Here is a 13,560-nt window from a genome sequence, read left to right as displayed (position 1 = left end):
GCCTGCACGACAAAGGATTTGCCCCGTTGAAGACTCTTTCGTTGTTATCCAAGCGCGGCCTGCTCGCCGCAGTGATCGGCCTCAGTGTCGGCCAGGCGCTGGCCGCCGCCCCGAGCCTGAGCCTGAAACCCTGGGCGCCGAACCTCAAGCTCGAGGCCGCGAGCTTTGTGCCGGGCCTGGCCGGCGCGGAGCGCCTGGCGATCAGTGCCCGCGACGGTTTGCTGTTGCTCGACGGCCAGGGCCAGGCGCTGGCGACATTGCCCGGCAGCTTCAGTGCCCTGGACAGTCGCGCCGCCGGCCAACAGGTGTGGGTGGCCAGCCTCGATAACCAGCGCCAGCAAGCGATGCTGGTCAGCCTCGATCCGCAAGCGCACCGTTGGGGTCAGCCGCTGTACTTGCCGCAGCGGGATTTTCCGGTCAACGGTCTGTGCCTGTACCGCGACGAGGCGAGCAATCTGTTCCTGTTCCTGGTGGGCGAGGAGGGCAAGGGCGAGCAGTGGCTGCTGGGCAATGGCGCGCAACTGAACCCGCAGGCACAACGGGTGCGTGGCCTGCCGTTGCCGCCGTCGGCGCAGTTCTGCCAGGTCGATGACGGCGCCGGGCAACTGCTGGTCAATGAAGAAAACCTGGGCTGGTGGGCTTATCCGGCCCAGGCCGAAGCCGATGTGCTGCGCCTGCCCGTGGCGCTGCGCCAACCTTTTGGTGACCTGGCCGAGCAAGCCGGTGCCATGGCGCTGCTGCCCGGTGGAGTGCTGGGCCTCGACCCCAAGGCCGGGCAACTGCACTTGTATCAACAACAGGACGACGCCTGGAAAGCACAGCCTGCCATCGCCCTCAGCGGTTTGCAGGAGCCGGAAAACCTCGCCGTGCGTGCCACCGGCAGCGGCTTGCAGGTGCTGGTGCGTGACGATGAGGACGGACGCCTGTATCAGGGCGAACTCAACTGGCAGCCCAAGCCGGCGCCCCTGGCGCCGGTGCTGCCGAATGTCGCGGCGCTGGTGCAGAGCGAACCGGTGGGGCGCCAGGGCGATGCCGCGGACGATCCGGCGATCTGGATTCATCCGCAGCAACCGGCCTTGAGCCGGGTGCTCGGCACCAACAAGAAACAGGGGCTGCTGGCCTATGACCTGCAAGGCAAGCTGCTTCAGGAACTGCCGGTAGGTCGGCTGAATAACGTCGATGTGCGGCCCAACTTCAAGCTCGGCGCGCAGACAGTCGACCTCGCGGTGGCGAGCAATCGCGACCACAACAGCCTCAGCCTGTTCAGCATCGACCGCAGCAGCGGCGAGTTGCGCGAGGCCGGGGAGATTCCGACGCCGCTCAAGGAAATCTACGGCATCTGCCTGTTTCAGCCGGCCAGCGGCGAGATCTTTGCGATCGCCAACGGCAAGGACGGCAGCTTCCTGCAGTACCGCTTGAGCGCACCAAACGGTGCGGTGCAGGGCGAGCTGGTGCGCCAGTTCAAGGTCGACAGCCAGCCGGAAGGTTGCGTCGCCGACGATCAGCGCCAGCGCCTGTTCATCGGCGAGGAGGATGTCGGCGTGTGGGCGGTGGACGCCCGCGCCGATCAGCCGGCGCAGTTGCGCAGCGTGATCAAGGTCGGGCCGCAGTTGCATGCCGATGTCGAGGGCCTGGCGTTGTACCAGAGCAGCGGCCAGGACTACCTGGTGATTTCCAGCCAGGGCAACGACAGCTACCTGGTGCTGGATGCCGAACCGCCGTTCGCTGCTCGCGGCGCCTTCCGGGTCGGCCTGAATGCCGCCGCCGGGATCGACGGTGCCTCGGAAACCGATGGCCTGGAAGTCACCTCGGTCCACCTCGGCGGGGCCTGGAGCCAAGGCATGCTGGTGGTTCAGGACGGGCGCAAGCGCATGCCCGAGCAGACCCAGAACTTCAAGTTCGTGCCCTGGGCCGAGGTCACCCGGGCGCTGAAGCTGCCCTGATCGCGAGCGTCATCATCCTGTCATTTGTATTTCATCGAATAGCCCCTCGGCCGTTGCGCAGCAGCGGTGCGAGGGACGCCCAACAAGGAGTTTCATCATGCAGGCCACACTCGAACACATGACCGTCTGGGGCTTGATCAGCGACGCCAGTCTGCTGGTCAAAGCCGTCATGCTCAGCTTGCTGCTGGCGTCGCTGCTCAGTTGGTACCTGATCCTGGTGCGCAGCAGCGTATTGAAGCGCCGCGAACGTCGCCTCGATGGCTTCCTCCAGCACTTTCGCGGCGCTGCCGACCTCGCACCGCTGTACCGCGAAAGCGCGCAAAACACCGATCCTGATGCCGGGATCGAGCCGATCTTCCAGGCCGGATTGCAGGAATTCAATCACCTGCGCCAGGCCGCCGGTGGCAATGCCGAGGCGGTGCAGCAAGGGGTGGAGCGGGCGCTTTACGTGGCCATCAGCGAGCAGGAAATCCAGCTGGAAAAAGGCCTGCAATTTCTCGCCACGGTGGGTTCGGTGAGTCCTTATATCGGCCTGTTCGGCACCGTCTGGGGGATCATGAATTCGTTCCTCGGCCTGTCCCAGGTGCAACAGGCAACCCTGTCCACCGTCGCCCCGGGGATCGCCGAAGCGTTGATCGCCACGGCCATCGGCCTGTTCGCGGCGATTCCGGCGGTGATTGCCTACAACCGCTTCTCGGCGCGCAGCCAGACCTTGCTCACCCGTTACTACGCCTTTGCCAATGAGCTGCAGGTGCGCCTGCACCGCAAGTTGCACGGCAGCGCCTTGAACCTGGCCACGGCCGCCTGAGCAGGAGAATGCAGATGTTAGTCAGGCCGCAACGCAAGCACGGGCCGAAGGCCGAAATGAACGTGGTGCCTTACATCGACGTGATGCTGGTGCTGCTGGTGATCTTCATGGTCACCGCGCCGATGCTCACCCAGGGCGTGAAGATCGAGTTGCCCAAGGTCGCCAGTGAAGCCCTGGCCACGGACAGCCGGCAACAGATCCTCACCTTGTCGGTCAAGGCCGAGGGCGGCTACTACTGGAACCTCGGCGGTGAACTCGACACCCAACACCAGACCGACAGCGCGGTGACCCTGGAGGAAATGCGCGGCAAGATCGCCGAGGTGGTCAGCGCCCGTAGCGACACCCAGGTGTACATCCGCGCCGATCAGGACGCCGGCTACGGCAGCGTGGTGGCGGCCATGGCGGCATTGCAACAGGGCGGGGTGAGCAATCTCGGACTGGTGACCGAGGCCCCACAATGACCAGTATGACTCTGTCGTCCCCGAGCCTGAATCTACTGCCCCGCGTGCCCGCGCAGTTGCGCCGTAACAGCCTGGCGGCCGGCGCGGCGCTGGCGCTGCACGGCGGGGTGCTGGCGGTGCTGATGCATACCTGGTCGGTCAGCCCGCCAGCGCCTGCTGCACCGGCGGTGTTGCACACCCAACTGGTGATGCGGGCGCCGACACCTGCACCTGCACCGCCGGTGGCCGAGCCGCTACTGGCCGAGCCGGTGCCGGCGCCAGTGCCTGCGGTTGTTGCGCCGCTGCCGGAACCGGTGAAACCGCGCGTCGATCCTCAGGTCCAGGCGCAGAAACTCGAACAGGCGGCCCTGGCGCGCAAGCGGGTCGAAGAGAAGAAACGCGAGCAACAGCTGGAGCAACAACGCCAGCGTGAGGCTCAGGACCAGCGCCAACGCGAAGCCGAGCAACAGCAACTGGCCCTGCAGCAGGCCCAGCGCGCCGAGCAGGCCCGTGCCGCAGCCGAGCGCTCACGCCAGCAAGCGTTGGCGGACAGTCGCCAATACCTGCCATTGAGCAAGCAGGCGCCGGACTATCCGCAGCGCGCCCTGGACAAAAACCTCGAGGGCGACTGCTCGGTGGAGTACACCGTCAACCCCCAGGGCAAGGTGGAAAACCCCAAGGTGCTGGACGGCTGCCATCCGCTGTTCATCCGCCCGTCACTGGCGGCGGCCAACACCTTCCGCTACCAGCCGCGGATCATCGACGGCCAGGCGGTGGCGGTGCCGGCGGTGCGCAACACCTTTCACTATCGGATCAAGTGAGGGCTGGGCAGCACGTGACGGCGTTACTGCGGCCATTGTTCCAGCAGGATCGATACGAATTTTTCGGCAGCCGGCGACAGCGATGCACCACGGCGGTAGACCAGCCCCAGTGAGCGATTGACCACCGGTTCGATCAACGGAACGCTGACCAGGGTCGGGTGATCCACGGTGGGCATCGCCAGGCTCGGCATCGCCGAAACGCCGAGACCAGCCTCCACCAGACCCAGCGACGTCGACAAGTGCTGCACCTCGTAGAACCACTGCGGACGCCAGCTCAAGCCGGACAGGGCGTGGTCGAGCAACATGCGGTTGCCGCTCAGGCGCCCGACCCCGATCAACCGGTAATCGCTGAGTTCCGACCAGGTCACCGCACTGCGCCCGGCCAACTCGTGATCGCGCCGGCAGGCGAGGACGAAAGGCTCGTTGACCAGCGGCACGAACTCGATGTCCGGGTGCTGGCCGCTCATCATGTTGATGCCGAAATCGGCTTCGCCCCGCAGCACCGCTTCCAGGCCTTCGTTGGCGCTGAGGTCGAGCAGGCGGATGCGGATTTTCGGGTAGCGTTCGTTGTACAGGCGAATCACCGACGGCAAAAAGTAGAACGCCGCCGTGGGGATGCAGGCCAGCGTCACCCGGCCAATCTGACGCTCGGCGAGTTCGCGGATATTGAGGATCGAGTCGTCGAAATCATCCAGCAGGCGCCGTGCCTTGGGCAGGAAATCCCGGCCCACGCTGGTCAGGCTGACCTTGCGTGTGGTGCGGTCGAGCAGGGCGGTGCCCAGGCCCTCTTCGAGCTTTTTCATGCGCCGGCTCAAGGCCGGCTGGGACAGGTGCAGTGCGTCAGCCGCCTCGTGAAAACTGCCCAGCTCGGCGATTTTTACGAAGGAGCGGATATCTTGAAGTTCGTAATCCATGTTCAGTCATACCTGTAGGACGCAGATAAGCGGGTCGATTTTATTCATTCGTCAAACGCAATAATAGCTCTGATCTTTGCATTGGAAACACTTTTCAAACTTTGTCACTCTTGTGTCCAGAACATCAATTATCCCGATTGATCAACAAGAGTCAGAGTTCATGCAACAAATTCCTTGTGTGTTGATGCGCGGTGGTACCTCCAAGGGGCCGGTGTTTCTCGCTTGGGATCTGCCGGTGGCCATTGCCGAACGTGACGAGTTGCTGCTCAACCTGATGGGCTCCGGCCACGAGCTGGAGATCGACGGCATCGGCGGTGGCAGCCCGCAGACCAGCAAAGTGGCGATTGTCAGCCCGTCGCTGCACCCTGACGCCGACGTCGACTACCTGTTCGTCCAGGTCATGGTTTCCCAGCGCCGGGTCGACACCGCCCCGAACTGCGGCAACATGCTCTGCGCGGTCGGCCCGTTCGCCATCGAGCAAGGCCTGGTCAAGGCCAAGGTCGGCACTACCCAGGTGCGCATTCGCAACCTCAATACCGGCACCCTGATTCACTCCGAAGTGCAGACCCCGCGGGGCAAGGTCAGCTATGACGGCGACACCGCCATCGATGGCGTGCCTGGCACTGCCGCACCGGTGCAACTGACCTTCCTCGACGCGGTGGGCAGCAAGACCGGCAAGCTGTTCCCGACGGGCCAGCCACAGAATCTGATCGACGGCATTGCCGTGACCTGCATCGACATGGCCATGCCGATGATGATTGTCGAGGCGGGCCAGTTGGGTAAACGCGGCGACGAAAGCCCGGCCGAACTGGATGCCGATACCGAATTCCTCCGTCGCCTGGAGTCGTTGCGCCTCAAGGCCGGCCTGGCCATGGGCCTGGGCGATGTGCGTGACAAGGTGATCCCCAAGCCGGTGCTGGTGTCTCCGGCGCGCAATGGCGGGACCATCGAGGTGCGTTACTTCATGCCCCACAACTGCCACCGCGCCCTGGCCATCACCGGTTCGATCGGCCTGGCGACTGCCTGCGTCACCGAGGGCAGTGTGGTGGCGCAGTTGCTGGGCGGTGTCAGCGAACCCCGTCTGGAACATGTACGAATTGAACATCCTGGCGGTGGGATTGATGTAGTCCTGTCCTACACCGGCGACAACGGCGACACTATCCGTGCCTCGGTCGTACGCACTGCCCGCCGCTTGTTTTCCGGTTTCGTCTACGCCCGGTCCACACGTCGACGTGCTGGCTAGCCAGCCGTCGCCTTGGTTGCTGCATCAGAACAATTCCAAAAATGGGTGATGCCATGAAAGTTGTAAAGTCGCTCTACTTCCAGATCATCTGCGCCGTGGTGCTGGGCGTGGTCGTCGGCCACTTCTGGGGGCAACAGGCGATCGCCTTGAAGCCGCTGGGTGATGCCTTCATCAAACTGATCAAGATGATGATCGCCCCGGTGGTGTTCTGCACCATCGTCACCGGGATCGCCGGCATGAGTGACAAGCGCTCTCTGGGACGCCTGTTGAGCAAGACCATGTTGCTGTTCCTCGGCCTGACCGTGATCAGCCTGATCATCGGCCTGGTGGCGGTGTACGTGTTCAAGCCGGGGGCCGGGATGAATATCGACCCCTCGCAGTTGAGCACCCAGGGCCTGGCGCAATACACCGACTCGGCGGCGAAGCTGGGGGTGGTCGAGTTCTTCATGCACATCATCCCTGACACCTTCATCGGCGCCTTCAATAAAGGTGAAGTGTTGCCGGTGCTGTTTATCGCGGTGCTCTGCGGTTTCGCCCTGTCGTCCCTGGGCGAACGCGGCAAGCCGGTGCTGGACGTGCTGGAAGCGGCCTCGCACATGGTCTTCAAGATCTTCTCGTACCTGATGCGCTTCGCCCCGATCGGGGCCTTCGGTGCGCTGGCATTCACTGTGGGGCAGTACGGGATCACCTCGCTGGGCTCGTTGGCCAAGCTGATCATGACCCTGTACATCGCTTGCGCGTTCTTCGTCTTCGTGGTGCTGGGCAGTATTTGCCGGGCCCACGGCTTCAGCCTGTGGAAGCTGTTGCGCTACCTGCGCGAAGAGTTCCTGGTGGTGCTGGGGACTTCCTCCACCGAGCCGGTGATGCCGCGCATGCTGGAAAAACTCCAGGCGCTGGGCTGCAAGAAGGGCGTGGTCGGGCTGGTGCTGCCGACGGGCTACTCGTTCAACCTCGACGGCACGGCGATCTACCTGTCGCTGGCGGCCATCTTCATTGCCCAGGCCTGCAACATCGACCTGACGCTGGGGCAAACCGTGACCATGCTGGCGATCATGTTGTTGTCGTCCAAGGGCGCGGCGGGTGTCACCGGCAGTGGTTTCGTGGCCCTGGCCTCGACCCTGACGGTGATACACGACATTCCCCTGGCCGGCCTGGCGCTGTTGATCGGCATCGATCGCTTCATGTCCGAAGCCCGCGCGCTGACCAGCCTGGCGAGCAACGCGGTGGCGACAGTGGTGATCTCCATCTCGGAAAAAGCCTGCGACCGTGAAGTCCTGCTGCGCACCCTGGAGGGGCATGCGCCGCTGGAAACACCCGTCAGCTCGACTTGGGATCAACTGCCCCGCGACCAGGCGCCTCTCGCCGACAACCGCTGACCCCATAACACCCCGTTCTCGCTTACTCCCACCGCCCGGCGCCCTGCAAGGTGCCGCCTGGCGGAGCGGGGAGCGTGTGCCTGAACGGCAGCCATTCTACTGATAACAACAAGAGAGAAAATCTATGCTCGCTTTCCTCGGACTGGCCATGGTGGTGGTTTTCACCTACCTGATAATGTCCAAGCGCCTGTCACCGATTGTCGCCCTGACGGTGGTGCCGATCGTCTTTGCCGTCATCGGCGGTTTTGGTGGAACCACCGGCAAAATGATGCTCGATGGCCTGAAAATGGTCGCGCCATCTGCCGCACTGCTGCTGTTTGCGATTCTGTTCTTCGGCCTGATGATCGATGCCGGGTTGTTTGACCCGTTGATCCGCAAGATCCTCAAGCGCGTCAATGGCGACCCGATGAAAATCGCCATCGGCACCGCATTGCTGTCGCTGGTGGTCGCCCTCGATGGCGACGGCACCACGACGTACATGATCACCTGTGCGGCGATGTTGCCCCTGTACAAGCGCATCGGCATGAACCCGATGATCCTCGCGACCATTGCCATGTTGTCCCTGAGCATCATGAGCGGCATGACCCCATGGGGCGGGCCGGCAACCCGGGCGATCGCGGCACTCGGTCTGGATGCCGGGGACTACTTCGTGCCCCTGCTGCCGACCATGATCGGCGGTGCGGCCTGGGTGGTGTTCACGGCGTTCCTGCTGGGGCGGGCCGAGCGCAAGCGCATCGGCAATATCCAGCTGCAAAGCGGCGGCGGTGACTGCTACATCAAGGCAATTCTCGAAGACACCCCGCACAAACGACCAAAACTGGCCTATATCAACCTGCTGCTGGTGATTGCCGTGATGGTGGCGCTGGTGATGGGCCTGGCGCACTCGGCGATCCTGTTCCTGATCGGTTTCGTCATCGCGCTGATGATCAACTACCCGCAACTCGACATTCAGAAGGAGCGCATTCTCGCTCACTCCGGCAATGCGATGACCGTGGTGCTGCTGGTGTTCGCCGCCGGTATCTTTGCCGGGATCTTCTCTGGCACCAAAATGGTCGACGCGCTGGCCCAGACTCTGGTGGACTGGATCCCGCCGTCCTGGGGCCATCTGTTCCCGCTGGTGGTGGCGATTACCAGCATGCCGTTGACCTTCGTGCTGTCCAACGATGCCTACTACTTTGGCGTGGTGCCGATCCTGGCCAACGCCGCAGCCGCCTACGGCATCGACCCGGTGGAAATCGCCCGCGCCTCGATCCTCGGCCAACCGGTGCACCTGATGAGCCCGCTGGTGGCCTCGACCCTGCTGTTGGTGGGGATGGTCGACCGCGACATCGGTGACTTCCAGAAAGCCACCGTCAAATGGGCGGTGCTCACCTCCCTGGTGGTGACCGCGCTGGCCCTGCTGACCGGGGCCATCAGCCTGTTCTCCTGATTCGCCCGATACCTGCTGCTGACATCGCACGCGCCTCGTTACCGGGGCGTGCGCCGACCTGCACTCTCAATAACAACAATGAGTGGTTTGATATGAGCAATTTGCTTTCCCGTGGCGCTGTGTTTTCCCTGCTGGGCTTGCTGCCCCTGGCCAGCGCCAGTGCCGAAGGGTTCATCGACGACAGCAAACTCAAGCTGCAATTGCGCAATGTCTACTTCAACGAAAACTTTCGCGACGAGCACGGCATGAGCGCCCGCGCGGCGCGCACCGCGAAGAGCGAACGCACCGAGTGGGCCCAGGGCTTCCTGCTGGACTACCAGTCCGGCTTCACCCAGGGCACTGTCGGTTTTGGCGTGGATGCCCTGGGCCTGCTGGGCGTGCGTCTCGACTCCGGGCGCGGGCGCAGTGGTACCGGCCTGCTGCCGGTCGACAGCGATGGTCGCGCCGCCAGTGAGTTCTCCAGCGCTGGCGCCACCGCCAAGGCACGCCTGGCCAAGACCACGGTCAAGTACGGTACCTTGCTGCCCAAGACCCCGGTGCTGATCTACAACGATGCCCGATTGCTGCCGCAGACCTACGAGGGCGGGCAGTTCACCAGCAATGACATCGCCAACCTGACGCTCACCGGCGGTTACCTGGATCGCTTCAAGCTGCGCGATTCGAGCAACAGCATGCCGATCGTGCCCGATGGCTACAGCGGTGATCAGTCAGGGGATTTCAGCTACGCCGGCGCCGATTACAAGCTGGGCAAGAACATTCGGCTGAGCTACTTCTACGGCGAACTGGAGAATTTCTACCGACAGAACTTCGCCGGTATCCAGCATGACTTGCCCTTGGGGCCGGGCGTCCTGACCAGCGACCTGCGCTACTTCAACAGTGCTGATTCGGGCGCTGCCCACGGCGGCAAGATCGATAACCAGATGCTCAGCGGCCTGCTCAGCTATGCCGTGCAGGGCCACACACTCAGTGGCGGCTACCAGACCCTCAGCGGCGATGCCGGCCTGCCGTACATCAGTGGCGCGACCGTGTATTCCTTCAGCAACGTCGGCATTGGCAAGTTCATCGAGGAAGACGAAAAGACCTGGATGCTCGGCTATGGCTACGACTTTGCCCGCCTGGGCGTGCCCGGCTTGACCTTCAACACCCGTTACCTGAGCGGCAACGATGGCAAGTCCGACAGCACGGTCAAGGAATGGGAGCGCGATGCCGAGATCGCCTACGTGGTGCAGGACGGCACCTTCAAGGGCCTGGGGGTGAAAGTGCGCAACTACGTGTATCGCTCGGACTTTGCCCGGGGGCGTGACAGCAACCGGATCTATTTCACGTACGACATTGCGCTTTGGTAGGTGGCTGCTCGCGTTGCAAGGGCGCCCGCTGAGCGCCCTTGCAGTGCGGCTTACTGGACGTCGGACAACGCCGGCGTGCGCGGCGGGATCATCCGTTTGCTGCCCGTGGACTCGAAGGCTGCGGCAAACTGCAACAGTGCCGAGTCGTCATAGGCGCGACCGGCGAAGGTCAGGCCCACCGGCATGCCGATGTCAGCCATCACGCCCATCGGCACGCTGACGGTGGGCACGCCGAGGTGACGGATCGCCAGGTTGCCGTTGGCCACCCAGACCCCATTGCTCCAGGCGATGTCCGCCGCCGCCGGGTCGACATCGGCGTTGGCCGGTGCGACGTCGGCGACGGTGGGAAACAGCACGGCGTCGAGACCGAGCCGATCCATCCAGTCCTCAAGGTCGATACGTCGTGTCTGTTCCAGGCCACGCAAGCCGTCCGGCACGCTGCTGATCTGGTCCCACGGGGTGATGCCGCGCTCGGCCATGCGCACGTATTCGTCCATGCCGGCCACCAGGTCGCCTTCGCGGTTGGGCAGGGTGCCCGGGTCGTGGGGGAAGATCAGTGCGCCGTCGACGTCCACCAGGCGGTTCAACGCCGGGTCGTTGTTGGCCTGGAGGAAATCGTCGAAGGCCCAGGCGGTCAGGTCCCACAGTTCATGATGCAGAAACTCTTTGGTCACCAGGCCACGGGTGAACACGGTCGGCGCGCCGGGGCGATCGCCTTCGCAGTTGGACACCAGCGGGAAATCCACTTCGATGACTTCGGCGCCCGCGGCTTCGAGGGCCTGGCGCGCGTCGTTCCACAAGTCGATCACCGAGTCGCGGGTGATGATGCGCTGCCCGGTTGGGCCGCCGATGCCTGGGGCGTCGCTGGTGCCGGCGTCAGGGTCGGCATTGATGTACATGCGCGGCACGCCGAAGCGCTTGCCCGCCAGTGCGGCGGTGCCATTCGCCAGCGCGGCGTAGGAGGGCGGGCGTACCGCGTCGACATCCGGAATCGGCACCCAGGGTTGCAGGCGCCACAGGTCGCCGCGTTTGTCGGGGTCCGGGGCGACGACGACGTCCAGTACTTCCAGCAGGTCGGCCATGGTCCGCGCGAAGGGCACGACCACGTCCATGGTCGGGGTCAGCGGCCAGTTGCCGCGCACCGAAATGATCCCGCGCGAGGGCGTGTAGGCGCACAGGCCGTTGTTCGAAGCCGGTCCACGGCCACTCGACCAGGTTTCCTCGGCCAGGCCGAAGGCGGCGAAGCTGGCGGCAGTAGCGGTGCCAGCACCGTTGGAAGAGCCGGAGGCGAACGGCGCGGTGAGGTAGGCGGCGTTATACGGGCTCTCGGCGCGACCGTAGACCCCACGCTGCATGCCGCCGTTGGCCATTGGCGGCATGTTGGTCTTGCCCAGGCAGATCGCCCCGCCGGCCCGCAGGCGCTCGACAGTGAAGGCATCGCGCTGGGCGACCAGCTTGGCGAAGGCCGGGCTACCGGACGCGGCGGTGAGGCCCTTGACCAGGTAGCTGTCCTTGGCGGTGTAGGGAATCCCGTCCAGCGGTCCGAGGGTCTGGCCCTTGGCGCGACGGGCATCACTGGCCTGCGCTTCGGCCAGCGCCTCGGGGTTGGCCACCACCAGCGCATTCAAGGCGGTAGGGGTATCGGCGCCATCGTAGGCCTTGATCCGCGCAAGATACGCCTCCACCAGCTCGACCGCCGTGGTCGCCCCGGATTCGAGCGCCGCACGCAGTTGCGCGATGGAAACCTCGGTGACCTCAAAATGCTTTTTCATATCGGTTCTCGTTGCACTGTATTACCCGACAGGGTTCGGGCTCGCACCCTGGGGGCTGTATTTAACACCATGCGCACGGCAAAAGAAGCAGTGGGGTGTGGCGCAGGTTCGGATTGTAGGAGCCGGCTTGCCGGCGAAGGCGTCCGTGAAGACGCTAAGAGCTTCGCTGGCAAGCCAGCTCCTACACAAGCCAGCTCCTACACAAGCCAGCTCCCCGGGCAGCTCCCACAGTATCTGCAGCGCCCGCTGGATTGATGTACGACGCTGGTCCTGTGGGCGCCGGCCTGCCGGCGATGGCGGCGCGTCTGACCGCCCGGTTTGCTGCATCACCCGCTTATCGACTAATATACGAAACATATACATTTCATAGCGGGTGATTGCAGTGGGTATCGTGAAAATTTCCGAGGGCATGCATGAGAGTCTGCGACTCGCGAGCACGGCCCTCAATCGTTCCATCAACGCCCAGGCCGAGCACTGGATGCGTATTGGCATGCTCACCGAGTTGCATCCCAACCTCGACCACAGCGACATCTGCCGCTTGCTGATCCGTGCCGAGCAGGAGGGCGGGCTGGACTTGAGCCGGCTGTGTGCCGCGGATCTGGCGACGGGAGCGCGGGCATGAGTGCGAAGGTTCCGTTGAACAGCCTGGCGCAGATCGCCCAGTCGCGCACTGCCGGCATGCTCGCCGCCGAGGTGCTGGCGATGATCGTCCCGCACGTCAAGGCCGGGGTCACCACCGATCAGCTGGATAAGCTCTGCCACGACTACATCGTCAATGTGCAGCAAGCCATTCCCGGTAACGTCGGTTATCACGGCTTCCCGAAAACCATCTGCGCTTCAGTCAACGAGGTGGTCTGCCACGGCATTCCCTCGGGCAAGACGCTGCGTGATGGCGATATCGTCAACATCGACATCGCGGTGGTCAAGGATGGTTGGTACGGCGACACCAGCCGCATGTACTTCGTTGGTGAGCCGAGCGCCGAAGCCCGGCGCCTGGTCGACACCACTTATGAAGCGATGTGCGCCGGGATCCGCAGCGTGCGCCCCGGCGCGACCCTCGGCGATATCGGCCACGCGATCCAGAGCGTGGCCCAGCGCGAAGGCTTCAGCGTGGTGCGCGAGTACTGCGGACATGGCATCGGCAAGGTTTATCACGATGAGCCGCAGGTGTTGCATTACGGTCAGCCGGGGCAGGGCATGAAGCTCAAGGCCGGGATGATCTTCACCATTGAACCGATGCTCAACGCCGGCAAACCGCAAACCCGCACCCTGAGCGACCGCTGGACCGTGGTGACCCGCGACCATTCGCTGTCGGCGCAGTGGGAACACATGGTGGCGGTGACCGAGGACGGGTTTGAAGTGCTGAGTCCGTGGCCGGATGGGGTGGCGGGGTATTTACCGGTTTGAGCGCAGGCTGAAACCTTGATGTATTGCTAGGCTGCTGGATTGAATCAAATACTGTTTGGTT

12 protein-coding genes are annotated in these 13,560 nt (G+C 63.9%); 10 read left to right on the top strand and 2 right to left on the bottom strand.

Going from position 1 to position 13,560, the window contains the following annotated elements:
- Nucleotides 1-26: 26 nt before the first annotated feature.
- From ACZYR5_RS24155 to ACZYR5_RS24140, 4 genes are all read left to right on the top strand, one after another.
- Entirely contained in the window at nt 27-1,943 is a 1,917-nt protein-coding gene (locus tag ACZYR5_RS24155; RefSeq protein WP_489091927.1) for a phytase, read from the top strand.
- Nucleotides 1,944-2,040: 97 nt separating this feature from the next.
- Nucleotides 2,041-2,751, top strand: a complete 711-nt coding sequence (tolQ, locus tag ACZYR5_RS24150; protein WP_489091926.1) for a protein TolQ — start codon at nt 2,041-2,043, stop codon at nt 2,749-2,751.
- Nucleotides 2,752-2,765: 14 nt separating this feature from the next.
- A complete protein-coding gene (gene tolR, locus ACZYR5_RS24145) occupies nt 2,766-3,212 on the top strand; it encodes a protein TolR (protein WP_489091925.1) in 447 nt (148 codons plus the stop codon).
- Entirely contained in the window at nt 3,209-4,012 is an 804-nt protein-coding gene (locus ACZYR5_RS24140; RefSeq protein WP_489091924.1) for an energy transducer TonB, read from the top strand. Before tolR ends, ACZYR5_RS24140 begins: the two co-directional genes overlap by 4 nt.
- A gap of 23 nt (nt 4,013-4,035) precedes the next feature.
- Here the strand turns inward: ACZYR5_RS24140 and ACZYR5_RS24135 are convergent, their stop codons facing one another.
- The gene (locus ACZYR5_RS24135; protein ID WP_489091923.1) at nt 4,036-4,926 is read right to left on the bottom strand and encodes a LysR family transcriptional regulator; all 891 of its coding nucleotides are present in this window, start codon (nt 4,924-4,926) and stop codon (nt 4,036-4,038) included.
- Nucleotides 4,927-5,086: 160 nt separating this feature from the next.
- Between ACZYR5_RS24135 and ACZYR5_RS24130 the strand changes: the two genes are divergently transcribed.
- The 4 genes from ACZYR5_RS24130 (at nt 5,087) to ACZYR5_RS24115 (ending at nt 10,320) form a co-directional block, all read left to right on the top strand.
- Nucleotides 5,087-6,169, top strand: coding sequence for a 4-oxalomesaconate tautomerase (locus ACZYR5_RS24130; protein WP_489091922.1), 1,083 nt, complete (start codon nt 5,087-5,089; stop codon nt 6,167-6,169).
- Between the two features lie 41 nt (nt 6,170-6,210).
- Nucleotides 6,211-7,545 carry a dicarboxylate/amino acid:cation symporter gene (locus ACZYR5_RS24125; protein ID WP_489091921.1) on the top strand — a complete coding sequence of 445 codons (1,335 nt, stop codon included), beginning with the start codon at nt 6,211-6,213 and terminating at the stop codon, nt 7,543-7,545.
- 124 nt (nt 7,546-7,669) lie between these two features.
- Nucleotides 7,670-8,974: a CitMHS family transporter gene (locus ACZYR5_RS24120; protein WP_489091920.1), complete on the top strand. Its 1,305-nt coding sequence runs from the start codon at nt 7,670-7,672 to the stop codon at nt 8,972-8,974.
- Nucleotides 8,975-9,066: 92 nt separating this feature from the next.
- Entirely contained in the window at nt 9,067-10,320 is a 1,254-nt protein-coding gene (locus tag ACZYR5_RS24115) for an OprD family porin (protein WP_489091919.1), read from the top strand.
- A 50-nt stretch (nt 10,321-10,370) separates the two neighbouring features.
- Here the strand turns inward: ACZYR5_RS24115 and ACZYR5_RS24110 are convergent, their stop codons facing one another.
- A complete protein-coding gene (locus ACZYR5_RS24110) occupies nt 10,371-12,092 on the bottom strand; it encodes an amidase (protein WP_489091918.1) in 1,722 nt (573 codons plus the stop codon).
- A 382-nt stretch (nt 12,093-12,474) separates the two neighbouring features.
- Here ACZYR5_RS24110 and ACZYR5_RS24105 point away from each other — a divergent pair, with 382 nt between their 5' ends.
- Together ACZYR5_RS24105 and map are read left to right on the top strand one after the other, a co-directional pair.
- Nucleotides 12,475-12,714, top strand: coding sequence for a ParD-like family protein (locus ACZYR5_RS24105; protein ID WP_489091917.1), 240 nt, complete (start codon nt 12,475-12,477; stop codon nt 12,712-12,714).
- Complete coding sequence (map, locus tag ACZYR5_RS24100) at nt 12,711-13,499, top strand: type I methionyl aminopeptidase (RefSeq protein WP_489091916.1); 789 nt, start codon at nt 12,711-12,713, stop codon at nt 13,497-13,499. The genes ACZYR5_RS24105 and map overlap by 4 nt, the downstream gene beginning before the upstream one ends.
- Nucleotides 13,500-13,560 lie beyond the last annotated feature (61 nt).

This window comes from Pseudomonas sp. F007 (genome assembly GCF_057814275.1).
Note: the sequence above shows the minus strand (reverse complement) of the source record. Positions and strands in the feature narration are given on the sequence as shown.